This is a genomic window from Pseudomonas sp. AC083, assembly GCF_979253165.1.
Window position 1 is genome coordinate 49,657 of the sequence record NZ_CEEDDH010000008.1, and the last position, 26,764, is coordinate 76,420.

26 protein-coding genes are annotated in these 26,764 nt (G+C 55.5%); 9 read left to right on the forward strand and 17 right to left on the reverse strand.

Translation table 11 applies throughout. The annotated features are described in order from the left end of the window. Nucleotides 1–77: 77 nt before the first annotated feature. Nucleotides 78–1,100 carry a transporter gene (locus tag AC0IXA_RS13875; RefSeq protein ID WP_471813487.1) on the reverse strand — a complete coding sequence of 341 codons (1,023 nt, stop codon included), beginning with the start codon at nucleotides 1,098–1,100 and terminating at the stop codon, nucleotides 78–80. 276 nt (nucleotides 1,101–1,376) lie between these two features. On the opposite strand from AC0IXA_RS13875, the gene AC0IXA_RS13880 reads away from it, so the two are divergent. Continuing rightward, entirely contained in the window at nucleotides 1,377–2,999 is a 1,623-nt protein-coding gene (locus tag AC0IXA_RS13880; protein ID WP_471813489.1) for a methyl-accepting chemotaxis protein, read from the forward strand. 182 nt (nucleotides 3,000–3,181) lie between these two features. Here AC0IXA_RS13880 and AC0IXA_RS13885 read toward each other — a convergent pair whose 3' ends face one another. Together AC0IXA_RS13885 and AC0IXA_RS13890 are read right to left on the reverse strand one after the other, a co-directional pair. Continuing rightward, entirely contained in the window at nucleotides 3,182–3,487 is a 306-nt protein-coding gene (locus AC0IXA_RS13885) for a PepSY domain-containing protein (protein WP_016773566.1), read from the reverse strand. 156 nt (nucleotides 3,488–3,643) lie between these two features. After that, nucleotides 3,644–4,771: a glycerophosphodiester phosphodiesterase gene (locus AC0IXA_RS13890; protein ID WP_471813491.1), complete on the reverse strand. Its 1,128-nt coding sequence runs from the start codon at nucleotides 4,769–4,771 to the stop codon at nucleotides 3,644–3,646. A gap of 219 nt (nucleotides 4,772–4,990) precedes the next feature. On the opposite strand from AC0IXA_RS13890, the gene AC0IXA_RS13895 reads away from it, so the two are divergent. Next, nucleotides 4,991–5,317, forward strand: coding sequence for a DUF2025 family protein (locus AC0IXA_RS13895; protein WP_471813493.1), 327 nt, complete (start codon nucleotides 4,991–4,993; stop codon nucleotides 5,315–5,317). Nucleotides 5,318–5,464: 147 nt separating this feature from the next. On the opposite strand, the gene AC0IXA_RS13900 is transcribed toward AC0IXA_RS13895, so the two are convergent. The 3 genes from AC0IXA_RS13900 to AC0IXA_RS13910 form a co-directional block, all read right to left on the reverse strand. After that, the gene (locus AC0IXA_RS13900; RefSeq protein ID WP_471813495.1) at nucleotides 5,465–6,169 is read right to left on the reverse strand and encodes a CTP synthase C-terminal region-related (seleno)protein; all 705 of its coding nucleotides are present in this window, start codon (nucleotides 6,167–6,169) and stop codon (nucleotides 5,465–5,467) included. 99 nt (nucleotides 6,170–6,268) lie between these two features. Beyond that, complete coding sequence (locus tag AC0IXA_RS13905; protein WP_366300506.1) at nucleotides 6,269–7,588, reverse strand: methyl-accepting chemotaxis protein; 1,320 nt, start codon at nucleotides 7,586–7,588, stop codon at nucleotides 6,269–6,271. Between the two features lie 231 nt (nucleotides 7,589–7,819). Then, the gene (locus tag AC0IXA_RS13910; protein ID WP_016773570.1) at nucleotides 7,820–8,428 is read right to left on the reverse strand and encodes a TetR/AcrR family transcriptional regulator; all 609 of its coding nucleotides are present in this window, start codon (nucleotides 8,426–8,428) and stop codon (nucleotides 7,820–7,822) included. 211 nt (nucleotides 8,429–8,639) lie between these two features. On the opposite strand from AC0IXA_RS13910, the gene AC0IXA_RS13915 reads away from it, so the two are divergent. After that, nucleotides 8,640–9,695 (forward strand): MBL fold metallo-hydrolase, encoded by a 1,056-nt coding sequence (locus AC0IXA_RS13915; protein WP_471813498.1) that lies wholly within the window; start codon nucleotides 8,640–8,642, stop codon nucleotides 9,693–9,695. 38 nt (nucleotides 9,696–9,733) lie between these two features. Here AC0IXA_RS13915 and AC0IXA_RS13920 read toward each other — a convergent pair whose 3' ends face one another. The 3 genes from AC0IXA_RS13920 to AC0IXA_RS13930 form a co-directional block, all read right to left on the reverse strand. Next, nucleotides 9,734–9,991 (reverse strand): helix-turn-helix domain-containing protein, encoded by a 258-nt coding sequence (locus AC0IXA_RS13920; protein ID WP_471813500.1) that lies wholly within the window; start codon nucleotides 9,989–9,991, stop codon nucleotides 9,734–9,736. 12 nt (nucleotides 9,992–10,003) lie between these two features. Further along, nucleotides 10,004–10,321 (reverse strand): helix-turn-helix domain-containing protein, encoded by a 318-nt coding sequence (locus AC0IXA_RS13925; RefSeq protein ID WP_039758012.1) that lies wholly within the window; start codon nucleotides 10,319–10,321, stop codon nucleotides 10,004–10,006. 93 nt (nucleotides 10,322–10,414) lie between these two features. After that, entirely contained in the window at nucleotides 10,415–11,182 is a 768-nt protein-coding gene (locus AC0IXA_RS13930) for an AraC family transcriptional regulator (protein ID WP_471813502.1), read from the reverse strand. Nucleotides 11,183–11,291: 109 nt separating this feature from the next. Here AC0IXA_RS13930 and AC0IXA_RS13935 point away from each other — a divergent pair, with 109 nt between their 5' ends. The 4 genes from AC0IXA_RS13935 to AC0IXA_RS13950 all read left to right on the forward strand — a co-directional run bounded on the left by AC0IXA_RS13935 (nucleotide 11,292) and on the right by AC0IXA_RS13950 (nucleotide 14,488). Continuing rightward, entirely contained in the window at nucleotides 11,292–12,107 is an 816-nt protein-coding gene (locus AC0IXA_RS13935) for a sulfite exporter TauE/SafE family protein (protein ID WP_217862735.1), read from the forward strand. Nucleotides 12,108–12,166: 59 nt separating this feature from the next. Continuing rightward, nucleotides 12,167–12,529, forward strand: a complete 363-nt coding sequence (locus AC0IXA_RS13940) for a hypothetical protein (protein WP_039758005.1) — start codon at nucleotides 12,167–12,169, stop codon at nucleotides 12,527–12,529. Between the two features lie 33 nt (nucleotides 12,530–12,562). Then, entirely contained in the window at nucleotides 12,563–13,282 is a 720-nt protein-coding gene (locus AC0IXA_RS13945) for a DUF6933 domain-containing protein (protein ID WP_125917216.1), read from the forward strand. A 66-nt stretch (nucleotides 13,283–13,348) separates the two neighbouring features. Then, the gene (locus AC0IXA_RS13950) at nucleotides 13,349–14,488 is read left to right on the forward strand and encodes a hypothetical protein (protein WP_125917218.1); all 1,140 of its coding nucleotides are present in this window, start codon (nucleotides 13,349–13,351) and stop codon (nucleotides 14,486–14,488) included. A 3-nt stretch (nucleotides 14,489–14,491) separates the two neighbouring features. Here the strand turns inward: AC0IXA_RS13950 and AC0IXA_RS13955 are convergent, their stop codons facing one another. The 8 genes from AC0IXA_RS13955 to AC0IXA_RS13990 all read right to left on the reverse strand — a co-directional run bounded on the left by AC0IXA_RS13955 (nucleotide 14,492) and on the right by AC0IXA_RS13990 (nucleotide 22,843). After that, complete coding sequence (locus tag AC0IXA_RS13955; protein WP_471813505.1) at nucleotides 14,492–15,478, reverse strand: hypothetical protein; 987 nt, start codon at nucleotides 15,476–15,478, stop codon at nucleotides 14,492–14,494. Nucleotides 15,479–15,729: 251 nt separating this feature from the next. Continuing rightward, the gene (locus tag AC0IXA_RS13960) at nucleotides 15,730–16,437 is read right to left on the reverse strand and encodes an HNH endonuclease (RefSeq protein WP_471813507.1); all 708 of its coding nucleotides are present in this window, start codon (nucleotides 16,435–16,437) and stop codon (nucleotides 15,730–15,732) included. A gap of 122 nt (nucleotides 16,438–16,559) precedes the next feature. Further along, nucleotides 16,560–17,093 (reverse strand): BRO-N domain-containing protein, encoded by a 534-nt coding sequence (locus AC0IXA_RS13965; protein ID WP_471813509.1) that lies wholly within the window; start codon nucleotides 17,091–17,093, stop codon nucleotides 16,560–16,562. Nucleotides 17,094–17,483: 390 nt separating this feature from the next. Next, complete coding sequence (locus AC0IXA_RS13970) at nucleotides 17,484–17,693, reverse strand: KTSC domain-containing protein (RefSeq protein ID WP_122844450.1); 210 nt, start codon at nucleotides 17,691–17,693, stop codon at nucleotides 17,484–17,486. Then, on the reverse strand, nucleotides 17,694–19,463 hold the full coding sequence (locus AC0IXA_RS13975) for an ATP-binding protein (protein ID WP_471813511.1): 1,770 nt from the start codon (nucleotides 19,461–19,463) through the stop codon (nucleotides 17,694–17,696). Beyond that, nucleotides 19,456–20,679, reverse strand: coding sequence for an SIR2 family protein (locus tag AC0IXA_RS13980; protein WP_471813513.1), 1,224 nt, complete (start codon nucleotides 20,677–20,679; stop codon nucleotides 19,456–19,458). The genes AC0IXA_RS13975 and AC0IXA_RS13980 overlap by 8 nt, the downstream gene beginning before the upstream one ends. 102 nt (nucleotides 20,680–20,781) lie before the next feature. Beyond that, nucleotides 20,782–22,032, reverse strand: a complete 1,251-nt coding sequence (locus AC0IXA_RS13985; protein WP_016773579.1) for a ribonucleotide-diphosphate reductase subunit beta — start codon at nucleotides 22,030–22,032, stop codon at nucleotides 20,782–20,784. Nucleotides 22,033–22,582: 550 nt separating this feature from the next. Then, nucleotides 22,583–22,843: a DUF2790 domain-containing protein gene (locus AC0IXA_RS13990; protein ID WP_016773580.1), complete on the reverse strand. Its 261-nt coding sequence runs from the start codon at nucleotides 22,841–22,843 to the stop codon at nucleotides 22,583–22,585. A 423-nt stretch (nucleotides 22,844–23,266) separates the two neighbouring features. Between AC0IXA_RS13990 and acs the strand changes: the two genes are divergently transcribed. Next, nucleotides 23,267–25,222: an acetate--CoA ligase gene (acs, locus tag AC0IXA_RS13995; RefSeq protein WP_016773581.1), complete on the forward strand. Its 1,956-nt coding sequence runs from the start codon at nucleotides 23,267–23,269 to the stop codon at nucleotides 25,220–25,222. A gap of 694 nt (nucleotides 25,223–25,916) precedes the next feature. Continuing rightward, on the forward strand, nucleotides 25,917–26,690 hold the full coding sequence (locus AC0IXA_RS14000; protein ID WP_471813516.1) for an ABC transporter substrate-binding protein: 774 nt from the start codon (nucleotides 25,917–25,919) through the stop codon (nucleotides 26,688–26,690). Nucleotides 26,691–26,764: the final 74 nt, after the last annotated feature.

Sequence of the window (26,764 nt, forward strand, 5' to 3'; positions counted from 1 at the left end):
ATTGATTTATCTGACACACCGACTTCGCGAGCAGGCTCGCTCCCACATTTGCCCTACGGTGGCATTGCGTTTTGCGCTCAGTAATCGCCACGCTTGCGAAACGCCCAGCGCCCGGCAATCACGGTGAACGTCGCCACCAGCGCGACCAGCACCCAAAATCCGTGCGGGTCTTGGGACAGCGGCACACCGCCGACATTCATCCCAAAAAAACCGGCAATGATGTTGATCGGCAAGGCCAGGACCGTCACCACCGTGAGGGTGAACAGCGTGCGGTTGCTCTGTTCGTTGAGGTTGGCGGCGATTTCTTCCTGCAACAGTTTGATCCGTTCGCCGAGGGCGGTGAGGTCGTTGATGATCAGCGCAAACTCCTCGGTGGATTTGCGCAACTCCTTGACGTCCTCCTTCTGCAACCACGGCGGCGGACGATTGAGCAGGCGCAGCAGCGAACCCGGCTCCAGCGCCAACAGCCGTTGCAGACGCACCAGCACGCGACGGTTGGCGCCAAGTTCGGCGCGGTTGGTCGACAGGCGCGAGGAGAGCAGTTCGTCTTCGACCTGATCGACATTCAGGCTGGTCTTGCGCACGATCTGCGTCAGCACTTCGCCCTGATCGCGCAGCAAATGCACGAGCAGTTCCGAGGGCGAGCGAAAGCACTCGCCGGCCTTCACCGACGAGCGCAACTTGTCCACCGAATGCAGCGGTTGCAGGCGCGCGCTGACGATCAGTTTGCTGCGCACGCAGACCCACAGCGTCGACACGTCGGAGGAGACCATGTTGCTGAGGTTGAACACTACATCGTTGACCACCGCCAGCAGCGCCGAATCGACATGCTCGATACGTGTCGAACGCGAACCTTCGTGCAACGCCTCGAAAAACTCCTCGGGTAATTGCAGATGACTTTTCATCCAGCGCTCGCACGCGGCGTGGGCCAGGTTCAGGTGCAGCCAGAGAAATTCTTCGCTGTCACCGTCATCCTGCAAACAGCGCAAAGCCGTCGCCGAATCGATCTCGCGCCCGCGCTCCCCGGGCAGGAAGCGAAAGCCGTAGAGCAAGCCAAACAGGTCCGGGGCGCGATGGCTGATATCGAGGCTGTGGTTCATGGCGGCTCGCTGCGAGGAGGGTGTCTGGTGGGGGATTTTCAGGTTCACCTGTGCGGCATCATCGCAAGCCAACATGACCGTTTTGTGACAGTAAAGTGACTGCAAATCAACGCGTTACCGACTGTCGGAAGATTCTCAAGAAGCGCTCTGGCGCGCCGATCTCAGGTGAGTTAGGTTGCGCGCCATTGGCTTTCGGTCATGGTACGTCGACAGGGAAGTCCGGCCATTTTTCACGTCCGCTCGGGCGTGCCTCATCCCTGCTTCGAGTACCTTGCAATGCTGCAAAAATCCCTGAGAACGCAAATTCTCGCCCTGCTGAGCGGCAGTCTGCTGGCGATATTGTTGATCGCGCTGGCCTGCTTTCATTTCCTCTCCAACGGCGTGCAAAGCTATAGCCAGTTGATCGCCGGTCCGTTGCACACGTCGCAACTGATCGATGAAGCCAACCTGCAATTCAAAGTGCAGGTGCAGGAATGGAAAAACGTCCTGCTGCGCGGCAAGCAACCGGCGGATCTGGCGAAATACTGGAGCCAGTTCGAAGAGCGCCAGCGCGATGTGCAGAACATTCTCGGCGAACTGGCCGGCCAGAAAGGCATCGAGGCCAATCTCAAATCCCGCATCGAACGTTTGCGCGAGGAGCATCGCCAGTTGGGCGCGGCCTACCAGAAAGGCCGCAATGCCTACGTCGCTGCCGGTGGTGATCCGAGTGCCGGCGACGCGGCGGTCAAAGGCGTCGATCGCGCCACCAGCGAGCAGATGAGCGCACTGGTCGCCGAGCTGCGCGAGCAGGGCACCGCGCAATCGGCGTTGATCAGTGCCAGCGCTGAGCGCACCGTGTGGCTGGGGCTGTTGGTGATGCTCGCGTCAGGCTTGTTGATCGGTCTGCTGAGCCTGTGGCTGGTCAGCCGCAACCTGATCGAGCCGATCCGCAACCTCATCGATTACGTCACCCGCTTGAGCCGTGGGCAGTTGGCTGAACGTGTTGTCAGCGAGCGTCGCGATGAACTCGGCAACCTCGCCGCCGCAGCGAACACTCTGCGCGATTTTCTCGCGGACACCTTCACTCGCTTGCAACGCAGCGCCGGTGATCTGGACAGCGCCAGCGGCGAGTTGAATGCCATTGCCACGACGATGGCCGGCGGCACCAGCGAGCAATTCAACCGCACTGATCAAGTGGCCACGGCGATGAATGAAATGTCCGCCACGGCCCAGGAAGTCGCCCGTCATGCCGCCGATGCCGCGCGTGCTGCCGACGATGCCGATCAGTCGGCGCAGCAGGGTGAAAAGGTCATGCAGACCACCATTCACTCGATCACGCAGATGCGCGGCGAAATCGCCAACACCGCCACGGTGATCCGTCGCCTGGAAACCGACAGCGGTCGTATCGGCAAGGTGCTGGAAGTGATTCGTGGCATCGCCGAACAGACCAACCTGCTGGCGCTCAACGCAGCCATCGAAGCGGCGCGGGCGGGTGAGGCCGGGCGTGGTTTTGCCGTGGTCGCCGATGAGGTGCGCAACCTCGCTCAGCGCACGGCGGAGTCGATCATCGAGATCAACCAGATCATTCAGAACGTGCAGACCGGCGCTGTCGATGCCGCGCAGGCTATCGAGAGCGGCCAGGCGCGCAGCGATGAGAGCGTCGAACAGGTGACCCAGGCCGGCGCGATGCTGGAGCGCATCACCTTGGCGGTGGAGGCGATTCGCGACATGAACCGGCAGATCGCCACGGCCGCTGAAGAGCAGACTTCAGTGGCCGAGGATATCTCGCGCAACCTGACTGAAATCACCGCGATTGCCAGCACCAACCTGGACAACGTGCAGCGCACCGAAAGTGCCAGTCAGAACCTGCACGGATTGTCGGGGCAGTTGAATGAGGTGACGGCGCGGTTGAGTGCTTGATTGCGAGTTCAAGCGTCCGGCAACTTTCGTAGGTCCTCGCCTGCTCGCGATAACGGTGGAACAGTCAACATTGATGTCGCTGACACTCCGCTTTCGCGAGCAGGCTCGCTCCCACATGATTTACGGCAGGCATGAAAAAGCCGCACGATTTTTCAATCGTGCGGCTCTTTAACAGCGGTCTATCAAGTGTCTTGCTTGTCGCTGAGCACTTTACCGGTGGTGGCATCAAAGTCCACGTCGAACTCTTTGCCGTCAGCGGTTTTAAGTTCAACTTCATACTCATAACCATTGAAGTGGTTATCCAGGTCGGTGTCGGTAATCGTTGCGCCCGGGTGCAGTTTCAGTGCTTCGGCGTTCATCGATTCCAGCGACTTGATCTTGCCGTCCTTGACCAGTTGCGGGATCTGGTCGATGCGAACATCAGCCTGAGCCAGGCCAGCGGTGAGGGTCAGGGCAGCGGCGGTAAACAGGGCAGTCAAAGTTTTCATCGGTTCATTCCTTGGCAGTGCGTTGAAGTGGTTGATCTGTGTAAGTGGGTTCAGATTAACCAGCGCAACTTAACTCACCCTTAAATCTCTGCTTCGCGATAAAACTGCTCTTTGTGGGAGCGAGCCTGCTCGCGAAGCAGGCGACTCGATAACAACTTAGAAACCGTTCTTCTTCAGAACCTCATCAACACTGCCAACAACCGGACGCTTGTAAAACTTCAACAGTTCACTGGCGCGGTTGGTAAAGATGCCGTCAACACCCGCTTCCATGACTTTTTCGTAGTCCACCGCCTCGTCGACCGTATAAACGTGCACCAGCATGCCCTGATCGTGGGTGTACTGATTCATCCATGGCTGCACCAGGTCGGAATAGCTCTGATCACCACCCTGAGTCAGCTTCGCCGAAGGGCCAGTGCCGATCGCGCCCTGGGCCTTGGCGTAGTCGACCCATTGCTTGAATTCCGCTTCTGACTTGGGTTCCTGCTTGCCGTAGTAAACGTTTTTGTCTTTCTCGCCGGACGCGGCAAACGTCACGGCGGATTTAGGCTCGATGCTGCCTTCGCCGACCCACAACAGCAGGATCTTCGGCACTTGCGGCATCTCCTTTTCCAGTAATTGCAGGCTGTTCTTATCGAAGGTCTGCAGGATCACCTTGCCTTTGCCCTGACCGACACCGAGCGCACTTTTCGCCAGTTTCGACCCGGCCGGACTGAGCCAGCCGCGATCCTGCAGTTTTTCCTTGAGGTCATGTTCGATGCCGGGAAACAGCTGCGGCTCTTTGGTTTCGATGTACAGGCCCGGCTTGTGCTGCGGGTTGGCGCGGGCGATGTCGATGATTTCATCGAGGGTAAGAATCTTCAGCCCGGCGTAGGAGGGGCGTGCGCGGTCAGGATATTTGCTGTTGAACCAGCTGCCGGCATCGAGGGTTTTCAGTTCGGCCATGGTGAACGCGGTGGCCGGGCTGTCCTTGCGCTCAGGGAATTTGCTGGCGACGTCGGTGGTGCGTTGCAGGTTGTCGTCGTGCAGGGCGAAGAGCACGCCATCCTTGCTGCGCTGCAAATCCATTTCCAGGTAATCGGCGCCGAGGTCACGGGCCAGTTTGTAGGCCGCAGCGGTGGATTCCGGGGCATCGAACGACGCGCCACGGTGGGCGATCACCGCCGGATGCGGAATGCCATGGGCGGCAGCGATTGCCTTGGGCTCCGGGTGGCTGGCGGCATGCGCCTGACCGAGGCCGAACAACAGACTCAGCACCAGAGCGCTTCGGGTAAAAGTGGCAGGCATGGTCGAGTTCCTTTCGCAGGTTTTTTTCGAGACGTACCTTTTAACAATTGACGCGCCGCAGGGCTATCGCCAGACCGACATAAACCGAGCAAAACGGAAATTTCCTGCACTTTTGTGGCGCTGTTTGCAGTACGCTTGCCCTCGGCAGACGCCCCGGCAGAGGGCGCGCCGCTGCGATGCCCTGCGTGTAAACCATCATCATCTTTCGTGAGGTTTACCATGCGCATCACCTCCCAGCTCATCTGCCAGGCCGCCGACGATCTCAAAGGCTTCGTCGGCCTCAACCGCAAGACCGGTCAGTACATCGTGCGCTTCAGCGAAGATTCATTCGGCATGGACGTGGCCGACGACGGCATCATCCCGGCCAGTGAATTCGTCTGGGCGAGGGCGTCGGAAACCACCATGACCCTCAAGCGCGAATTGATTCAGTTGCTGCTCGATCAACACATCGACGAGCGCATCAACATCACTGAGCCGTTGCGGGTTTACATGAGCAAGGTTGAAGTGCCGGAGATTGTGGCGGTGCGGAGTCTGGTGCGCGGTTGAGTTTTGCTGTGTGGTTGCGGGCCTCTTCGCGAGCAGGCTCGCTCCCACAGGGATTTTCTGAACGCCACAGATCCAATGTGGGAGCGAGCCTGCTCGCGAAGGCGGCGTTGTGGGCGCCGCCAACCTCACTGGCCGAGTGCATAACGCTCAATCCGGCAATCCGCAGGCTTCGATAAATGCGCGAACCAGCGGTGGCATTTTTCCTTTTAGTGCGGCGCGTTCCGGCTGGAACAGCGTGGCGAGGAAAAACGGATGTTTTTTCAATTCGATAGCGCGCAGATCCCCCGCTGAATCACGGCCTACCGCTTGTAGCTGATCGCTCATCAAATGCTGTTCGAACTGCGGATTCACGCCGTAGCGGCAGCGATAGCGTTCTTCAATTTCAGACTTTTCGTACGCCTTGGCGATCAACGAGCCGGGCTGGAGGTGAATGACGTCGATGGCTTCAACCAGCGAGCAGCTCAGCGGCGTGAGCACAGCGCGTTCGGATTCTGGCGAGGTTTCCCCGTGCTCGGCGTCGGCCCAGCCCAGCACATTGCGCGAATATTCCAGAACTGCGTGCTGAAAACCGCCACAGGTGCCGAGGAAAGGTCGCCCTTGCTCGCGGGCAAAGCGGATGGCGCGTAGCGCACCGTCTTCACTTTTATAAGGGCTGGCGGGTACACACCAGAACCCATCGAATTGAGTCAGCGCAGTGTCGGTGCCGATCTCTTCAGTGGCCAGCCACTCGAACTGCACGGTGCGTTGCAGGTGTTCGGCGACCAGGCCGAGTGCAACCGGAATCGCTTGGTGGGCGGTGACCTGAGGGTCGTAATCGCCAACCAGGGCGATGCGGACGGCGCGATTTTCCATGGGATTTCCCTGCGCTTGCTGAAGGATGGCAGTCACTATAGATCGCGTGATTGCCATCCCACTATCCCGAGTTTTACCTGGTGACTGAGACTACCGCCATTACCCCGGCACCCGCTCATTGGCAAACATGCTCACCGCATCCACCGCCTCACTGGCGCCATCGCGAATCTGCAGAATCACCGTGCCGGCCTGATTGGCCAGTTCCACGCCTTCTGCGGCGCGGTCGCGGGTGCCTTGCATGCTCTTGATCGCCTGCCGTGTTTCGCTTTGGATCAGACTGATCATGGTGGAAATCTCCGCGGTGGAACCGCTGGTGCGCGCCGCCAGTTGCCGTACTTCATCGGCCACCACGGCAAAGCCGCGGCCCTGTTCACCGGCGCGCGCGGCTTCGATGGCGGCGTTGAGGGCGAGCAGGTTGGTCTGATCGGCGATCGCGCGGATGGTGTTGACGATGGCGGTGATCTGCTCGGAGCGGTCGCCCAGTTGTGCGATCAGCGTTGAGGACTGGCTGATGTCTTCGGCGATTTCGCGCATTTCGCTGGCAGCCTGTTGAATCACCTGCGTACCTTGCTCGGCGACTTTTCGCGTCGCTACCGAGATGTGATAAGCGGTGCTGGCACTGCGCGCGTCCTGCTCGTGTTGCTCGACACGGGCGGTAACGTCAGACGCGAACTTCACGACTTTGTACAAACGCCCCGAAGCGTCGTAGACCGGGTTGTAGTTGGCCTCCAGCCAGACGATCTGACCGCGTTTATCCACGCGCTCGAACTGCCCGTGGAAGAACTCGCCCTGATTCAGGCGGCGCCAGAAATCCTGATAGGCGCCGCTGTTGACCAGCGCCGGCGTGCAGAACAGGCGGTGATGCTGGCCCTTGAGCTCTGCGAGGCTGTAACCCATGCGCGTGAGAAAATTCTGGTTGGCGGTAAGAATATTGCCGTCGAGATCGAACTCGATCACCGCCATCGCGCGATCAATCGCCTGCAGTTTGGCGTTGGCCTCGTTCTCCTGCTGCACCTTGGCGGTGACATCCATCGCGTACTTGACCACTTTGATCACCCGTCCCGACGCATCCTTGATCGGGTTGTAACTGGCCTCGAGCCAGATCGGCTGGCCCTTGCTGTCGACCCGTTCAAAGGTGCCGGACTGGAACTGACCGTTTTTCAGGCGCGTCCACAGCTCAGTGTATTGGGCACTGCGCCCGAACTCCGGTGTGCAGAAATGCCGATGCGGCTGGCCGATCGCCTGGGCAGCCGTGTAACCCATGGTCTTGAGGAAGTTGTCATTGGCACGCAACACCACGCCATTAAGATCGAACTCGATCACCGCCATCGAACGGTCGATCGCTTCGAGCATTGCAGCTTGGTCAAAAACGGTGTGTTGCAGTTCAGCGAGGGCGGCTTTCTGGCGATTGAAGAACATGCTTGCGATACTCGGAAGTGGGGAAAATCAAAAGGATTCAGTCCCTATTCCTGCGCCGGCAGACCGAAATGCACAGACGGCATTCGGTGGTGACTGCTCAATGCCAGCGTTCCGTTACTGGCAGATGGCTACTTATACAAAACTTAATAAAGTTGTACAAGAAAGGAATTTTTCACGAGTTTGTATAACTTTTTGCGAAATTAGTTGTACGCGGCTCGCCGCGCCAGTGATTCACCGCTGATACAGTGCCAGGAACATCTCCAGCGCCGACTCGGCAACTGCATTCTGCGCGTCTGGATCAAGGGCCGCGCGACCCAGCGAGATCTGCGGCCAGAACGCGAATGCCTTGAGCAAACCTTGTACTTGATGCGCGGCAAATTCTGGATCCACCGGCTTGAGCCGTCCGTCGGCTTGTGCTGCGCGTATCCAGACGGTCAGGCCTTCCTCGCGCTCGCCCATGCGCTCGATCATGTTCTGCGCACGTTCGGGGGAATGAATGGTTGCGGCAATCGCCACCCGGGCGAGGGTGAGAAAATTCTCGTCAGCCATCATCTGCACTTTTTCTCGCAGCATCAGGCGCAGCTGCTCATGCAGCGGTTGCTCGCGGTCGTAGCTCACCGACGGCTCGGCAATGATCCGCGCCCACAACTGATTAAGGATCTCGGCGAACAGCTCTTCCTTGCTCGGAAAGTGGTTGTACACCGTCCGCTTCGACACCCCCGCCGTGGCGGCGATCTTGTCCATGCTGGTGATTTCGAACCCGTGGGCACGGAATTCGGCGATCGCCGCCTGGATGATGGCTTCGCGTTTGCGATCGGTGAGGCGTTGTGGAGCGGTCATGAGCGGACTTCAGTAGAGAAGGGATGAAATTACACTCGGCAGTTTACTTGGCGTCGGCTTTGATGCAACCTAGAAACTACACCGCTCAGTGTAATGTTGCGTTAATCCTCGCACCTTACAAACCAGAGCGTTTGGCCTTTGCGTGCAGCTTGGCCATTTTCATTTCCCGTGGAATACCGTGCAGCACACGGTTTTTCGGAGTCGTTCAGTCATGGCCAATCGAGTCTCTCTCCCGGATAACACTCCCACGCCTGAAGCCTCTCGACAGGATCAAGGGCTGTTTCGCAATCATGCGCCGGTGCAGCGCGAAGGGGGACGCAAAATGCTGCGGATCATGTGGAACATGATTTTCCACAAACCGCGCGACACCCGTCCGAGCGCCGCCATTCCTGTGCAGCCGCTGACCCGTGAAGATCTGCTCGCAGCGCCCAATCACAGCGTTTACCGCTTGGGGCACTCGACGCTGCTGCTGAAGATGCGCGACAAATTCTGGATCACCGACCCGGTCTTCGCCGAGCGCGCCTCGCCAGTGCAATGGGCTGGCCCGAAACGCTTCCACCAACCACCGATCAGCATTGACGAGCTGCCACCGATCGAAGCGGTGATCCTCTCGCACAACCATTACGACCATCTCGACTACGAAGCGGTACTCAAACTCGCCGCCAAAACCACGTACTTCCTGACTCCACTCGGCGTGGGCGACACCCTGATCAAATGGGGCATCGACGCCAGCAAGGTGCGCCAGTACGACTGGTGGCAGGGCACCGAAATCGCAGGCATCCGCTTCATCGCCACCCCATCGCAGCACTTCTCCGGCCGTGGCCTGTTCGACGGCAACAGCACGCTGTGGGCGTCGTGGGTGATGATCGACGCCGACACACGAATCTTTTTCAGCGGCGACAGCGGTTACTTCGACGGCTTCAAACGCATCGGCGAACAATACGGCCCGTTCGACCTGACCCTGATGGAAACCGGCGCCTACAACGTCGAATGGCCCCACGTGCACATGCAACCGGAAGAAACCCTGCAAGCCCACATCGACCTCAAGGGCCGCTGGCTCTTCCCGATCCACAACGGCACCTTCGACCTGGCCATGCACGCCTGGCATGAACCCTTCGACCGCATCCTTGCCCTCGCGTGGGAACGCAGTATTGCGATTACCACACCGCGGATGGGGGAGGCGTACAACCTTGCGCATCCACAACGGGGGAGTGCGTGGTGGATGGCGGTTGAAGAGGAGGGGGAGGCGCTAGTGCAGAACGCCTGACGATTTCATCCGGTTCGCCTCGGTGCGAACCGGATGAATCAGATTCCTATTTCCGTCATTCGCCGGTGGTAATCCTCCATCGTAGCGACTGACAAATCCCTGAATTTTCCACGAAGTATCTGACTTAGTGTTTCCAAGGTGATGCCAGTAATTTGCGCCGCTTCAGACTCGTTCAGGTTGGCAGTCTTGATCAACGCGGCCATTTTTGTCGCATATCCCGATTTGATCAGCATTTCATCTGCACCCTGCAGTCCCAAATCTGCGTAGACGTTGCCCGTGCTTCTTTCGATATCCATCCTTAGCGCTCCTTATTCGGCCATCGCAAAATCCCCACGCCCCACCGATTCCCCCGCCATACCCTGCGCCCTGACACTGCGCCCCGGTGCAAACCCCGGGAAGAACACCAACCCCTGCGCTTCAAACCGATAAGCCAGTGCCAGTCTTGCGGCGTCCGCCACGTCCTGCTGCGCTTCGAACCGCTGGATATCTGCCACCGCCACTTCGGCCTCGCGCGACAGTTGTTCAACGCTCCAGCCCAGCATGGCGCGGGCCTGGACGCAGTGGGTCGGGGTGAACTGGAAAAGGGCAATGCGTTCGAGGACGTGGTTCATCGCAAGAGAGGCCATGGTGTGCTCCGGGCTCAAAAGTGCTGATTGAAAATGTACTGTGTTTTTGTACAGTTGTTTTCGGCCGGGATCAAACGCATTTTTCGAATTTGCCTAGTTCGTTGGCTCCAACCAGACGGACGGTGCCTGTCCCAGCACACGCCGAAACATCGTCGAAAACGCCGCCGGGCTCTCGTAGCCGAAGTCCAGGGCGATCCGCGTCACCGCTTCCCCCGCCGCCAACCGTGCCAACGCCTGCACGACGCACGCCTGCTGGCGCCACTGACGAAAGCTGAGCCCGGTCTGCTGCCGAAACAATCTGTTAAAGGTACGCAAGCTTATGTGTAACTGGTCTGCCCAATGCTGCGGGGATTGATGCGTATTGGGCATGTTCAGAAAGGTCTGACACAGACTGAGGAGCTTTCCTTCGGCGGGCATGGGAATGTGTAGGGCAAGGGGCGCGCTGCGTGCCAGTTCATGCAACAGCAAGTTGATCAGCACACCGTTGCGTCCGGCCTGGTCGTACATCAGTGGCACGTCCACCGCTTCCATCAGCAAATGCCGCAGCAGTGGCGACACATTGAGCACTTGGCAGTCCGGCCCCAATTCCACGTTGCCCGGTTCGACATACACACTGCGCGTGCTCACCCCGAGCATCAACACCTCATGGGCCACGCCCGGTGGAATCCACACCGCGCGTTGCGGCGGCACCACCCAATTACCGTTCCGAGTGCTGACTTGCATCACGCCTGTTGCGCCGTAGAGCAATTGCCCACGTTGATGCGTATGAAACGGGAGTAGGTGGCCGTGGGAATAATCGGTACCGATGGCCACGACCGGGCGAGGCGTGTCATCGAGCTGATTGATCGAAATATTGCGCATCAGGCGTGTTCCAGCGATTGGCGTAAACGCGAACATTATTGGCCCAACTACTGAAGCCGGCCAATGCCTGACGCACTAATGTAACGGCTCCCAGTTCTGGACGCTCACCATGTTCTACCTCCTGCTTGCACTGTTCGGCTGCCTCACCGGCATCAGCGCCGTGCTCTTCGGTTTCGGCGGCGGGTTCGTCATCGTGCCTCTGCTCTATCGCATGCTCACCGCCAGCCACGCAGCTGACGACCCCATCGCGCAATCGGCCATGCACATCGCCGTGGCCACCTCGACCTGCGTGATGATCGTCAACGCCCTGATCGCCACACGCAAACACCAACGCGCGGGCAATCTGCTCAGGGAATATCTTTGGCCATTGGGCGGGTTTATCGGCGTGGGCGCGATCGTCGGCGCCATCGCTGCGATGTGGGTCAACGGCCAAGTCATCCGCTACGCCTTCATCGCCTATATAGGCGTGACCATCGTCGATTGCCTGCTGCGCCAAGGATTTCTCACACAGTCCCAAACCACTTTCCCACGGCGACTGACCATGACGGAAACATCCGCCGGCGGTGTAGGCATCGGCGCCGTCGCAACCTTCCTCGGCGTAGGAGGAAGCGTCATGACCGTGCCGCTGCTGCGCCGTTGCGGGTTGAGCATGTCGCAAGCCACATCGCTGGCCAATCCGCTCAGCGTGCCGGTAGCGTTGGCCGGCACACTGACGTACATGGCGCTGGCCGGTTTCACCGGGGCTGATCTGGGCGTTTGGTATATCGGGTATGTCGATGTGCTGGCGTTTGCGCTGCTGACGGTTGGCTCGTTGCTGGGGATCAGATTGGCAGCGCGGTGGATTGGGCGGATACCGGATAGAATGCATGCCCAAATCTATGTTGGCTTACTTATGCTAGTGATGCTGGGTATGTGGACGAGATGAGCTAATGCGGTTAACCGGGTTAATCTTGCTGAGGTCAAACAGAACACACGGGGAACGTCATGTCGATCAGTGAAAGTGACTGGAAGAAATTCAAGCAACTGCGCAAAATCGCGCTCGACCGTTTTTGCCAAGGTGTGCTCGCCGATACCAAGACAATCACACAGCACGGTGCGCTGTCAGCCCATGCCCGCTACGGCATGATCTACGGTTTGATCAATGATCGAAACCGCGACATGGCTCGCATGTTCGATGGTCTGGCTCGTTCCTCCGCGCTTTGGAAACTGACGCTCATGGTCTCGCATGATTTATTGACCCATGCGGAGTTGTCGATTCTGAGCGAGGAAGTGCAGAAGCTGACTTCTGATATTGAACGTCGGGCTTACGAAATTGAGTGGGTCGAAGAGATCGTTCGAGATGACTGACCCAATGTCACCCGCGCTTCCAAGAGAACCTGAATGTTGATCTTCAATTGCACCGAAGCCGCCAGTAAGTTCTTCAGCCGTGTTCATAAAGGCAAAACGATCACGCCGGTGGACACCAAACCGCCGTCATCAGTTATTGAGGATGATGCGCTGAACGGCGCGGACGAACAGTGGTTGGTTCATGCGATCACTGTGCAGCGCAAACATGTGTTGTTGGTCCTGCACATCAAAACCCGCTATTGCGTGATCCTGGCTGACGCGAAAAAAGCCGACGATCACGAGTTCGTTTTGCGCTTCACCGAGCGTTGGGTGAATGGCCTGATGATCAATGCCCAAAACCATGGCCTCGGACAATGGCTAGACCCCGAGGTGATGTTGGCGCGGATGCAACAGACTTGTGAGCACCAGCGATTCTATCGGCGCGGCCATCGCAGCGCGCAAAAACACATTGATGAAATTGCCTGGTGTTTTCGAGACAAGGTCGCTGGAACGGGTTGCTTACCACCCAATGAAGTCACGGCGATGGTTTTCGACGAACAAATGAACGACACGCCAAGAAACAGCAAGGGAGCCAAGTCCTACTACTTCCCGGACGAGGAAATGACGCTTCACTGGCTGCGCCATTATTGCTTCCTCGATGATGTCCAGCTGCACGCTGCGAAAGAGCGTCGGCATCAAGTCGCGCGGGAGATCGCGGAGATGGAGCGCAAGGCTTTTAGGGAAGAGTATGAGAGGCAGAATTCTAGGAACTGAGTTTGGCCCGTCACCATCTGCGACGCTTTTTTACGGGCAACGGCCCGCTCATTCAAGGATGAAACGATGCATCTTGGACTGTTGCGCATCAACTTGGCTTTAGCACTTATAGCTTTATGTCTCTCACCGCGCGCCTGGGCCGAAGACAGTAGGCAAGTCTTCACCGGCACCTTGGGTAAAGCCGCGATTGTTGTTGAACTCGACGCGCGCTACAACGAAGGCCGTTATTTTTACCGAAAATACCGAACCGACCTTGCGCTGGAAACTAGTAAAGACGGCGACGCGTTGGTGATGCTGGAAGGCGCTGCAATGGACGGTGACTCGCGCCCGACCTTGCGCTTGCTGCCCACACTCAGCGGTTGGAGCGGCGAGTGGAAGGCCCCTTCCGGAAAAACGCTAAAAGTGGACTTACAACCCGCCAGGCTTCCTGATGTTCCTGCAGGTGCCGCGCCATATCTGGCGCAACTGCATGACACACAGCCCTACGAATACCTGCGGCTCGAGGGTTTGCTGTTGAAAAAAGGCAAGACCGAAACCTTCATGGGCTACACCCTGCAGTGGTGGAGCGAGCCGAAGTCGGGGGCTTCGCTGTTTGAAGTGGTATCGGGTTACGCCCCGGCAGCGCAGGAACGCATCAATCAATATTTGAGGGCGCGGTTATGGAGCGAAGTGTCGCAGTATTACGGTTGTTCGGGGAGTTACACGCAATCCGCGCAGCCGCTGTGGATGTCGTCTTCAGTCATGAGCGTGCGAGTGTCCACCGAGTATTATTGCGGCGGTGCGTATCCTGATCAAAATAATGAATCGCTGAACTTCGATACGCGGACTGGGCAACTGTTGAGCCTTGAAGATGTGCTGTGGGTGGGCCAGGGTGAGCCGCTGCATCGTGAAGAATCACCTGACGCATCTTCGGAGGCAAGCTCCAATTACCGCGCCAAAGAACTCGCCCCTTGGCTCGTCGAACAATTGTCGAAGCGTTACCCTACCGAAATGACCGTTGTCGCTGAGGGCGAAAATGATTGCGGCTATGACGAGCCAGAACCCTGGCAATTTCCTACATGGCAGTTTGGAGAAAAAGGCGTCACCTTTTTTCCGTCCTATCCGCATGTCATGGCAGTTTGCGGATACGTCGAATGGGGCGTTCTACCCTATGGTCTGCTCAAGCAGCATCCGGGTGCCGTGAAACTGCAACTGCCCGAAAGCTAACTCTCATTCCAACCCCGGCGCTTCACGAATAATGAAGTGATCCAGGTTCTCGATATTGGCATTGAAGACCTCGAAAGGTTTTTCGGGGTTCTTCTTGCCGGGCACCTGCTTCAACTCCGGCGTCACCCCATAGAAGAAACAGAACAACGCCTTGTCGCTGTCCACCGCGTGCTTGATCTCTTCCAGAAACGCCTTGCGCTTGCGGTAGTTGTCGATCAGCTTCTTGTTCAGATAAACGCTGACCGGATACGGCTTCTTCTTAGTGTCCTCGGGCTTCTTGAACCAGACCTTGTCCTCGAAATCGATGCGAAAACTGGCACTGTGGAAGTCCTCGATTTTCTTGATCCGCCCCCAGTAAATCAGCCCCTTGTTGTCCGTCAGATACTCGATCTTCTTGAAGAACGAACTGTACGGCGCCGAATGCTCACCGACCTTCAACGGCATCCGCTTGAGCAACTCCTTGTCGGCGAAGTTGGAAACAAAACACTCCACCGGATGCGCAAACACACTGGTCTTGTCCGGCGCCGACTCGCGACTCGCTGACTCTTTACCACTGTCTGCCACCACCCGAACCGGATCATCCCGCAACACATCCGCCGCCCCCGCTGGCGCGACAGGCTTGCGCACATACTCACGCCGGGTCAGCAATAACTCCGACGGGAAATGCTCCTCACGCCCGTCATCCACCTCGCCATCCGCCGTCTCAACGCCAGATGCCGACGCCTTCAAACTCACATACGGACAACCCACCACATGCTGCGTAGTCGGCAGATTCTTGAAGTGCGGCGTGCGCACGTAATTCACATTCTTGGCGTTGAACGTACCCAACTCATTGGAAGCCTCGAACGCCGAGCGACAGGCATCGTTGGGGCACTTGAAGTGTTCCTTCGCCGAGTCAAACGCCACCGTCTCATCGAAATTGAGATCGCGAACGTCATAGATCGACAACTTGTCGTCGAGGCTGAGGCAGTAGGCGAGATCGAATTTCATGGTGAGGCTCGGATCCTTGAGTGGGGGAGGGGTATTAATAGCGGGAGGCGGCGCGGGTTGCACTGATTGTTTTCAGGGGGAGGCGGAATTTGTGGGAGACAGCCTGCTGGCGATTGGTGGCATCAACTCAATATCGAATCCAGACACCCGCCCGGCAGCAACACGTTTCAAATGTGGTGAGGGGATTTATCCCCGATGGGCAGCGAAGCTGCCCCAAATCCAGCAAATGAGGTTAGCCAGACAAACTGCAATTATTCCTTTTCGAGTCTTCCAACGTTGTCATAAAGCCAAGCAGTGAATTCCGCTCTGTCGTCCGAATGGTGGCAACGTTGGTGACAGTTGGGACACAACGCCACAACATTCGAAGGAAGGTCCGAACCCTCTTGCGACATATGTTTAACGTGATGGGCTTCCAGAAACGGTTTCCCATTCTTTTTAAATGGAGCTAGTTCGCCACAGCCTTCGCACTTTCCGTTGGCCTGCTGGCGAACCCAGCCCCTCAATTCAGGATCGCGAAAGTAAGTCTTTCTGGTGGTCTCGGTCCAAACAGGATTTTTTATTCCTTTTGGGACGTATAGGAATGGCTGCCGCTCAAATTTGGCCGCTCGCTGTTCTAGCTTTGCTTCGTCCGCCGTGGGATCAAAGTCCTCAGGAGTAACAACACTAGAAGCGTCGAGTGCTGTACGAATGCTACGCGCAACATTAGCGCCGACATTCTTGGCAGGTTTGTAACCCTTGATAGGTTCACGGCCCAACTCGACCATGACGGAAGAAATGTTCTGCATCCGAAATTCGATAGAACTCTTGGTTCGCTCAGCCAGTACGCCCTCGCGAAGTACGCGATTCTCGTGTGCCTTGTTGTATGCCTGTTCTTTCTGTTCACACGACCACATCCGGAGATAGGCATCGACCGCTGCCTGAATCTCTACTTCACTCCAGTCGCTGTTACTTTTTTCCATAACCATACAGTCGCCGAGGGTTGAAAACCCTCGGACGATACTGAGTGGCCATTGCTGCTGTCTACGAAAATTCCTACAAAAAATAGCGACGGATCTCGCATGTGATCCTACAAACGCATAGCTTACCCCATTGAATGCTTCGACGACTGAAACGCCTGCGCGAGCCTTCGCCACCAAGGCTTCGTCGCCATCGTTTTTCGTGGTGTCTGATCGCTCAACAGATAGGGCATGTCCCGTAGCCGAATCCAACCCTCGTTCTGCCAATGCAACAGACTCAGAGGCATCTCCGGCCAATCCAACAAACTCAGCATCGGTCGATCTGAATGTCCCGAGTGCTCTACATCACGCAGGGCTGGCACAACCTGATGAGTCAACCACTCACGCAACAACCGATTCCCGGGCACGTAGTGATACACCAATAGAGCGTACACACCGGATTCGCTGAGCATCAGTTGCTTTTCGGGTTGTCGGAAATACTCAATCCACAAAACGCGACGCTGATCCTTGTCCAGTTTGTTGACCATGCGTTCGCTCAGATGGACACCCATCAAGCGGCCGATATCGCGGGCGCAGAACCATGGTTGGTTTTCAAGGAGGAGGGCGTGGAGAGAGAGGTTGTGGCGAGTGAATAATGTGGGTGTATGTGAATCAGGCATGGTAGGCCTCCAGAACTGGAAGCTTGCAGATGGCGACGCGGTTGAAGCTAATTACCTTCGTATCGAAGGAGACATTTTTAGGCATATCCTTTACCTCTGTGTGATGTCAGCTTTCTTAGGGCTGGGTGCCGGGAGCTAAGAAACCCCACACAGAGGGCCGGACATATTCCCCATTCGGGTCTTGTATTCGCCCACTCCCGGCATAACAGAGTTTTTTGATGCGCACGGGGAAACCGTAGGCACAAAAAAGCCGCTACTGTCGGGTGCGGTCAGTCCGCTGTGTGAGGTGTTTCTTAGGCACCTTTTTGAAGCCTATTGCTTTACAAGTATTTGGTCAAGGCAGAGTTTTAAATACGTCCGCAGATAAGCGGATGTACGTTTTAGTGGATGTCAAACTTGCTGGAAACTGTATGTGTTTCTAATGTTTGCGTGAAAGAATGATCCTACAGAGCTAGCATCAATTAAATCTGTATAAGTATGTTCTGGAACATCGTAATAATCATATATTGTCCCATTGTTGAACTCGACTTGTAAGGTTGAGGTGCCTGCGTCATAACCCACGCTGGCAATATTACTTGAGCTAACGGGTGTTCTTTCCATTTACGTTTTCTCCTTTAGCGTTTCCTGGTTTCGCCAGGCCGATACTAATATTTCATAATTTTCCTGTTTCCGGTCAGCAGACCAGTTTTTTGATACGTCTGGATCTTTACTGTTTGGATATTTATCAGGAGGTAATATGCTTATTCTGCATCGTGTTGGAAGTTTTGCGGCTTCTCCAACTATTACGGCTTCGCCTGTTCTGAGAACAGGTAGAGAGTCGATTATTCCTGCAAGTCCCTCTGACATCGCAGATTTTACAATTCCTCTATCTGTTGAGTTGTTAATTCGAAGTGCGATGATCGTTCCGCATTGCGATAAAATTGTTTCATCTATTTCTGATGGTCTCTGGCTTACAATCATAGCGCCTATGCCAAACTTTCGCCCTTCCTTAGCAATTCTTTGAACCATATGTTTCGCCAACCCGCTGTCGGATTTCGAAAGGTATCTGTGTGCTTCTTCTAGTACTACCAGTAGGGGACGATTTTTCATGCCGGAAGAAAGGTTTCTTCCCCATAGCGCTGACTCGAATAAGATATCTAAAATTGAACCAAGAAGTAGGCTTAGTCTCGTGGATGGCATTCCAGATAAATCTAGGATTGTTATTGGTTTGTCGTGCCCTAGCCATTCAGCTAAAAGCTGATCTAAGTCTTTTTGAATTGCTCCATCTTTGTCTGGATTCCAAGGGCCAGGGTTTAGCAGGAATGAGTATTGAGAATCAAGCAGTCTGGACTTCATCAACTCGAGCTGTTTTTTTATCACTCCGGGCCCACCTTTCTGTGGCGGGCTTCTTCCGGCACCTGGCGGTACGAATTTCGGTGATACTAACGTATCAAAGTCACCTTTCGATGTATAAGCTGGATCTGTTTGCGCGTCATCATTCCAATTTACAGTGTCGTCGTGATAAAGGTCGTACCAGATTTTTTTTATTCTGTATGGTAAGGGAGTGAATCCAGTTATTTTTTCTGGATCAATTCCTTTGATTTTGTTTGTGGTAAGTGAAAGCTTCTTTTCTTCAATCGTTTTGTCTAGGTATTGAGTCTTGGCGGATTCGTTTAAATTTCCGCATAAGAAGTCGATAAGGCTTTCGGGGGAAATGCACCAGTACGGAATAAAAAGTTTATTCTCGCTTTCTGGAGTTACCGAAAAAACTTTAGCGATGTCTCCTAGTGCGGATGCATATTCACCGTGAATGTCAATCAATAGTACCCTGGATGATGGAAGCTTTATTAGTTCGTCATGTAGTACGAGTGACCTTAAAATTGAGGCCGTGCTTGTAGACTTTCCGGAGCCGGTAGAGCCTAGTATGGCGGAATGCCTAGATACCAGCTTGTCTAGATCGATACTGACATCGATGCCGTCGGAGCTTGAAAGCTTTCCGATTCTAAATTGACTTTTATCTGATTTTCCAAAGACCTTTAGTAAGTCACTGTCGACAACAATATGAACATCATCGCCGATGCTAGGGTACTCGCTGATACCCCTATCAAATTCACCACCTATGATTTCTCCAATCAACTCCACCCGTATCCAGCGCCTTTGGCTGAGAAGTTTTTGGTCATTTTCTAAACTTGAGGACTCATTCGATTCGGAAATCACACCAAACAGCTGATTGTATCCTAGCGGAATTTTTACGAAGCTTCCTACTTGCCCAATTCTGTAGTTTTTTCCTTCGAGTATAGTTATTCCAGAACTCATACTGCCGGTAAGTTCAACCGCTATGGAAGAGCTAGATACCGAGCTTATACTGCCTAAAAGTGTTGGGCTACGCATTTTGGCTATCTTCCTCGATTCTTTGAGGAGGAAATAGCTCGAGTACTTGGCTTAGGTTCTCTAGCGGTATATCTTCAAATTTAACTCCGAATTCTCCACCGGCAGTTGCCAAAAAGCGTGTCAGTGTTTTGAAGTCACCAAGCAGGAATTTTTCGTCTATGTAATATTCTTCTCTAATTGATTCCCAGTTTTTGGCTGGTAATATTCCTGTTCGCCATTTTGCCTCCACTCCATTAATTATCGCACCGTCCCTACAGAAGATGCTTGCATTAGGGCATTTCAAGGCAATTTCGCGTGCATATGGTTCGTCAGATAATTTGTTGTATTGGAAGGCAAATAATGCTGTTGATGGATTGGCGATCAAGCTTTCTATTATTTTGGAAGATATATGTGCGTCAGCAAAAGAGAAACCAGAACAAATCAAAAGCGTATCTGGCTCCAACAAAAAGTTTTTAAATCTTTCAAAAAGCGAAGAAAATGGAGCCGCTTGAGTCTGGTCGTACTTGATATGTGAGGGATAGACCATGCTGGTGTTTTGCGAGTGAGGTAGCCTAATGACCTCATTGCTCGGCCCAATTTCCCAGCCGATTGAGCCATGCAGTTTCCATACTCTCACCCATCTTGGTGGAAGATCATTTCTTGATATGCTAGATGGGTCAAAAAATGCATTTCTGGAGCCGCTAAACCCATCAAAATAAGGGGTTTTAACACGTTCTAGTGCCTGCTCTAAAAGGAGGTCGTAATTTGTAGTGAAAACCTCTATGCCGTGCTTTCTATTAATGCCGTTAATCCAAGACACTAGTTCGCAATAAGGTGTTGGACTATAGGGTAGCTCTCGATCAACCACTTTTCTAATAGAATTGCATATGTTGTCAGTCAGGCTTGTAAAGTCATTGCTGTCGTAGCCATATACTTTGGAAGACCCTATAACATCAGCGAGCGCTCTAATTTTTGAGAGGACTTTCTCAAAGTTTTTGTCTTCTATCGATGACTCGATTTCTTCGAAGACTTTCAAGTCTTCGGGGGATAAATCTGATTTGATAGCTTTTGTTAGACCTACAACGTTTGGGATCAGCGGCTCCCATGCATCTTTTCCTACATTAATGCTTACAGGAGCTCCAGCGCCGAGGAGTATCCCAATTTTTTTCTTGCCATTGGTTATGATCTGGCGAAAGCCAAACATGTATTGGTCAGGGTTATGCACGGACTCGTTCATGCCAGTTCCTTAGCTAAAAAAAAGCCCTGCATGAGCAGGGCCTTTTTAGCTACCCTAACAACCATGTAAGGTAGACTCTTATTGCATGGCGTTACGCCACTGTCAATCCCAGCTCAACGCCCCACCAGTCTGATACTCAATAACCCGCGTCTCAAAGAAATTCTTCTCTTTCTTCAAGTCCATAATCTCGCTCATCCAAGGGAACGGGTTAGTCGTCCCTGGGTACTCTTCCTTCAAACCAATCTGCGACAGACGACGGTTAGCGATGAACTTCAAATAATCCTCCATCATCGCCGCGTTCATACCCAACACGCCGCGTGGCATGGTGTCGCGTGCGTATTCGATCTCCAGCTGCGTACCCTGCAGGATCATCTGGGTCGCTTCTTCTTTCATCTCAGCATCCCACAAATGTGGGTTTTCGATTTTGATCTGGTTGATCACGTCGATGCCGAAGTTCAGGTGCATGGATTCGTCGCGCAGGATGTATTGGAACTGCTCGGCGACGCCGGTCATTTTGTTGCGGCGGCCCATGGAGAGGATTTGGGTGAAGCCGCAGTAGAAGAAGATGCCTTCCAGAACGCAGTAGTAGGCGATCAGGTTGCGCAGCAACTCTTTGTCGGTTTCCGGGGTTCCGGTTTCGAACTTCGGATCGGAGATCGAGCGGGTGTATTTCAGGCCCCAGGCTGCTTTCTTCGCGACCGATGGGATCTCGTGGTACATGTTGAAGATTTCGCCTTCATCCATGGCCAGCGATTCGATGCAGTACTGGTAGGCGTGGGTGTGGATCGCCTCTTCGAAAGCCTGGCGCAGGATGTACTGGCGGCATTCCGGGTTGGTGATCAGGCGGTACACGGCCAGGACCAGGTTGTTGGCAACCAGGGAGTCGGCGGTGGAGAAGAAGCCGAGGTTGCGCATGACGATGCGGCGCTCGTCGTCGGTCAGGCCTTCCGGGTTTTTCCAGAGGGCGATGTCGGCGGTCATGTTGACTTCTTGCGGCATCCAGTGGTTTGCGCAACCGTCCAGATACTTCTGCCAGGCCCAGTCGTACTTGAATGGCACGAGTTGGTTGAGGTCGGCGCGGCAGTTGATCATGCGCTTTTCGTCAACGGCGACACGGGCGGAGGCGCCTTCGAGTTCGGCGAGGCCTTCGGCGACGTCGAGGGAGTTCAGTGCAGCCTTGGCGCGGGCCACGGCGGCCGAGTCGTCGGCGGTGACGGCGCGGGCTTCCAGCGCTGCGGCGCCGCCGGCGTTGTCGAGGCGGTCCATGTTGGCTTCGCTTGCGTGGCCGGCGTTGGCGCCTTTCACGGTTGCGACTTCACTGTCTTCTTTATCGAATTCGTCCCAGCTCAGCATGACGTGTCGTCTCCTGCGTGAGGGCTTGTGCCCGTGTGAAACCTGAAGGGTTGGTTTTTCACACGGCCAAACAAGCCGCGTTGGATGTCGTTTTTTGCAGCGCTGCACGCAGGCAAATAAACAGAAATTTTGACGGGTTCCGAGAGCCTCTGATGGGCGCAATCAGCGTCTGGCACTGTTGCGGGGCTTCAGAATGGCTTTTGCTCCCTGTAAGGGAATATTGCTGACCCGTATAGGGCGGCATTATAGGGAAATTTTTACCGGCGTGGTGCGGCGAATCGGCTCATGGCGAGGCCGAGGAGGGGGTGGATTTCGGTCCGACCGAGGGATTACAGGGCTTTGCGCGGAATCGACCCGAGCAGATTTTTTTTCGTTAATTTTTTGGCAGGTGGTTTTTTGTTTAAAAAATAGCCAGAAAAGCGGGTTTTTCACTATATCTAGTGTTTTGCAAGCCTTTTTCGCGGATCCAGACACAACTGAGCCCGACCGAAGCCGGGCTGGAATCGACCCTCAATGTAGCGCTGAGCGATCCGATTCGGTGCAGTCTGATTCAGTTCGTGCAGCCGTTGCCCATGATGCTGTAGCGCAGGATGTGGCGTTGGCCTTTGGAGTCGTCGTATTCCATTTTTGCCGGTACAACTTCGCAGACATTTGGAATTTCGCTCATCGATACAACTTTGGCGATGTCCAGATGTGTGGAGTAAGTGTATTCCTCGATGACCGGTTGTTGCTGTGCGACATCAGTCGGGACCTCGTCTGCCATGGCGGTTGCGCACAGACTGCTGAGGGCCAGAACCAATAAAGCTTTCATTTCTAATTCACCTTTTTGAGGTCGAGTGGGGTCACGCAACCTTTTTAGGGTTGCGTGTGGAGCTTGAGTATTTGATGCGTTACTTGGAGAGCTGGATTAACGGCCTTCGTGGGGGCTGTAACGTTGTTAATCGCGGTTGCCTTGTTGGCGAGGTGAATTTTAGGGCGGTGGGGTGTCGGTAAACAGGGGCGGTTTTGATAAACACTTTTGATAGATTTGGTAACAATCGATTCAGGTCTTGGTGTCTGGCCGGATGGGGTTTGCCTGACGGACTGCGTTGACTGCATCGCTGGCAACCCAGCTCCTACACGGAATGCGGACATTTTGTAGGGGCTTGTTACTACCATCGTCGAATGGTTCTATGGCCCCCACCCGGCTACAACGGGGTCATACAAAAACAACTATTACACCGAGGTAGGAAAGATGAGTGCGGCTTCTCTGTATCCCGTTCGTCCCGAGGTTCTGGCAAACACGCTGACTGACGAGGCGACCTACAAAGCCATGTACCAGCAGTCGGTCGTCAACCCTGACGGCTTCTGGCGCGAGCAAGCCAAGCGTCTGGACTGGATCAAGCCTTTCACCACGGTGAAGCAGACGTCGTTCGACGATCACCATGTCGACATCAAGTGGTTTGCCGACGGCACCCTGAACGTTTCCTACAACTGCCTCGACCGTCATCTGGCCGAGCGCGGCGACCAAGTCGCGATCATCTGGGAAGGCGACGATCCTTCCGAAAGCCGCAACATCACCTACCGCGAACTGCACGAGCAAGTGTGCAAACTGGCCAACGCCCTGCGTGGCCAGGACGTGCACCGTGGCGATGTGGTAACCATTTACATGCCGATGATTCCCGAAGCCGTGGTCGCCATGTTGGCTTGCACCCGGATCGGCGCGATTCACTCGGTGGTGTTCGGCGGTTTCTCGCCGGAAGCCCTGGCCGGTCGCATCATCGATTGCCGTTCGAAAGTGGTGATCACCGCTGACGAAGGCATCCGTGCCGGCAAGAAGATTTCCCTCAAGGCCAATGTCGACGACGCCCTGACCAACCCGGAAACCAGCAGCATCCAGAAAGTCATCGTCTGCAAGCGCACCGGTGGCGACATCAAGTGGAACCAGCATCGCGACATCTGGTACGAAGACCTGATGAAAGTCGCGGGCACCGTTTGCGCGCCGAAAGAGATGGGCGCCGAAGAAGCGTTGTTCATCCTTTATACCTCCGGTTCCACTGGCAAGCCGAAGGGCGTGCAGCACACCACCGGCGGTTATCTGCTGTATGCGGCGATGACCCACGAACGCGTGTTCGACTACCGTCCGGGCGAAATCTACTGGTGCACCGCCGACGTCGGCTGGGTCACCGGCCACAGTTACATCGTCTACGGCCCGCTGGCCAACGGCGCGACCACCGTGCTGTTCGAAGGTGTGCCGAACTACCCGGATATCACCCGGGTGGCGAAGATCATCGACAAGCACAAGGTCAACATCCTCTACACCGCGCCGACCGCGATCCGCGCGATGATGGCCTCGGGTCAGGCTGCCGTGGAAGGCGCCGATGGCAGCAGCCTGCGTCTGCTCGGTTCGGTGGGTGAGCCGATCAACCCGGAAGCCTGGGACTGGTACTACAAGAATGTCGGCAAGTCGCGTTGCCCGATCGTCGATACCTGGTGGCAGACCGAGACTGGCGGCAACATGATGAGCCCGCTGCCGGGTGCCCACGCGCTGAAGCCGGGTTCGGCGGCGCGTCCGTTCTTCGGTGTGGTGCCGGCGCTGGTCGACAACCTCGGCAACATCATCGAGGGCGAGGCCGAAGGCAATCTGGTGATTCTCGATTCGTGGCCAGGCCAGGCGCGTACGCTGTACGGCGATCATGATCGTTTCGTCGATACCTACTTCAAGACCTTCCGTGGCATGTACTTCACCGGTGACGGCGCGCGTCGCGATGCCGACGGTTACTACTGGATCACCGGGCGCGTGGACGATGTGCTCAACGTCTCCGGCCACCGCATGGGCACCGCCGAGATCGAGAGCGCGATGGTCGCGCATCCGAAGGTGGCCGAAGCTGCGGTGGTGGGCGTGCCGCATGACATCAAGGGGCAGGGCATCTATGTCTACGTGACCTTGAAGAATGGCGAGGAGCCGACCGAGCAACTGCGCCTGGAGTTGAAGAACTGGGTGCGCAAGGAGATCGGCCCGATTGCTTCGCCGGACGTGATCCAGTGGGCGCCGGGGCTGCCGAAGACCCGTTCGGGCAAGATCATGCGCCGCATCCTGCGCAAGATCGCCACGGCGGAATACGATGGGCTGGGCGATATCTCGACCCTGGCGGATCCGGGTGTGGTGCAGCATTTGATTGATACGCACAAGACCATGAATGTTGCTTAAGCGTTAGAAACATAGGAGCCCTGTCCGGTGATGCCGGGCGGGGCTTTTTTGTGTCTGGTGGATTTGTGTCGATCGGGCTGGCCTCTTCGCGAGCAGGCTCGCTCCCACAAGGAAACGGGCGCATTTCAAATGTGGGAGCGAGCCTGCTCGCGAAGGAGATCTGTCAGACACCGCAGTAGTCAGCTGTAGGAAACCGCAACACCCCAACCAATAATTATCGATCTGCACCGTCAGGCCTTTCCCGCTGTTACCCGCCACAACCCAATGTGTAACCGCCCGCGCCAAACCGGGGCGAAGGGAAACGCGGTGCGCCGTTTTAGAGCCTCCAAAGCCCCGCGGAAAAATAAGACATAACGCTGCGCTTGCCGGATTAGAAGGGTTTGCGAATAATGGGCCCGCAACTTGCAATATGTATCGGTTCACTGTCTTTCGCTCTTGCATGAAATTGCAGGGCTGTCAATGAGCTCAAACCGCTTTCTCGGTGCATCTGTAATTAGTTGTCGCATTGAAGAAATATCGGCTTCGGGCCTGTCGTTAGAATGCCGATCACTCGCTCATCGTGGCTGACGTTGAAATCGCCTGCGGTTTCAACGGGAAATTTCCGCCGATGCGCAACCGATTTCCGATTCACCCATTCGCATATTGGGCTGTCGCTCACTCTGCCGTTTTTGCCCTTTACCGATGGAGTCCCAAGATGAAGAAACGTGTGCTGCTTGGCGCCCTGGCACTGTCCGTGCTGTCGCTGAATGCCGTCGCTGACGAAAAACCTGTGAAGATCGGCATCGAAGCGGCTTACCCTCCATTCGCTTCGAAAGCACCGGACGGCAGCATCGTCGGTTTCGACTACGACATCGGCAACGCGCTGTGCGAAGAGATGAAGGTCAAGTGTGTGTGGGTCGAGCAAGAGTTCGACGGTCTGATCCCGGCTCTCAAAGTGCGCAAGATCGACGCCATCCTGTCGTCGATGTCGATCACCGAAGATCGCAAGAAGTCGGTCGACTTCACCAACAAGTACTACAACACTCCGGCGCGTCTGGTCATGAAGGCCGGCACTCAGGTCAGCGAAGGTCTGGCTGAGCTGAAAGGCAAGAACATCGGCGTACAGCGTGGCTCGATCCACGAGCGTTTCGCCCGCGAAGTTCTCGCTCCACTGGGCGCCGAGATCAAGCCGTACGGCTCGCAGAACGAAATCTACCTCGACGTGGCTGCCGGTCGCCTCGACGGTACCGTGGCTGACGCCACCCTGCTGGACGATGGTTTCCTGAAAACCGACGCCGGCAAAGGCTTCGCATTCGTTGGCCCGGCCTTCACCGACGTCAAATACTTCGGCGACGGCGTAGGTATCGCAGTGCGCAAGGGCGACGCCCTGAAAGACAAGATCAACACTGCCATCGCGGCCATCCGCGAAAACGGCAAATACAAAGCAATCCAGGACAAGTACTTCGCCTTCGACATCTACGGCAAGTAAGACGTCTCTGCGACAAGTCCGAAATGGCGCAAGCAACAGAATCTCTGCGGTTTGCGCCATTTTTTCATCCCAAC